At 52.8% G+C, this 1,078-nt stretch carries 1 pseudogene; it reads right to left on the bottom strand.

The features are described from left to right. A pseudogene (locus tag ACZ9IM_RS30490) lies at positions 1-1,024 on the bottom strand (IS3 family transposase); the annotation flags it as partial. Positions 1,025-1,078: the final 54 nt, after the last annotated feature.

The raw sequence follows: 1,078 nt of genomic DNA, 5'->3' as shown, positions 1-1,078 counted from the left end.
GTCATTGAGCATCGAATACCGTATTTCGCGTGCAACGCTTGGTACATCCCCGAGCAATATTGGATACCTCTATCTGAATGATGCACCAGCGACTGCTCTGTCCGACGGTGCTTTACCGCCCGGCGCAGTGCCTGTGCTACCGACTCGGTGTGAAGGCTTTCATGGACGTGATAGCCCACGATCTTTCGCGAAAAAGCATCCGTTACCAGGCTCAGATAGGCCACACCTTCCTGAGTGGGCAAATAGGTGATGTCAGCCACCCAGACTTGTTCCGGGCCGCTTGGAACAACCTGATCAGGACCTGGCTTGAGCAGGTTCGGGTGGCGGTGAAAGCGATGATGACTATTGGTCGTCTTGTGATAAGACCGCTTGCGAGCTACCAATAAACGTCTTTCCCGCAGAATCGAAAACAGCCGATCTCGACCCACTTGCAGCTCAAGTTGAGGCTGGCAATGCAGCAAGTAATGCAGCTTTCGGGTGCCCAAACGCGGCTGCCGCTGACGTTTTTGCTGAACGAAATCGGCAACTTTCTGATCCAGAACCAGACGAGCAGCATCGGCGCGATTGCGTTTGTAGTAAGCCTGTCGGCTTATCCCCATGAACTGGCAAGCCCTGCTGATGCTCAGGTTTTTGATTCGTTTTTGCGCGAGGACTTGCCGGGACGCTTTTTTACGACAGAGAGACCGTAGTCATTCTTCAAGACATCCACGACCGCCTCGAAAAACTGCGCTTTCTGATTGGACAGAGCTAACTGCTCTTCAAGCTCTTTGATGCGTTGCTCTGGCGTTAATGGGCGGTTTTTGTCGGGCATAGACCCCATCCTCGGCGAGCCAATGTATCCGCCTGGGCTCCAATCCTGCCGACCGTGCTTGCGTAACCACGTCAGAACGGTCGTTTTGCCTTGAATCCCGTAGCGCTCCTGAGCCTCTTTATAACTCAGCTCGCCTTTTTCGACCTGATCGACGACCGACAATTTAAAGGTCAGCGTGTAGTCTCGCTGACTACGCCTTTTTGCTGATTCCATTACGTCCTCCTGAAAAACAGATCAGAAGGTGTAAACCTTATTCAGGACGGGACA

This window comes from Pseudomonas sp. TE12508 (genome assembly GCF_056279485.1).
Note: the sequence above shows the minus strand (reverse complement) of the source record. Positions and strands in the feature narration are given on the sequence as shown.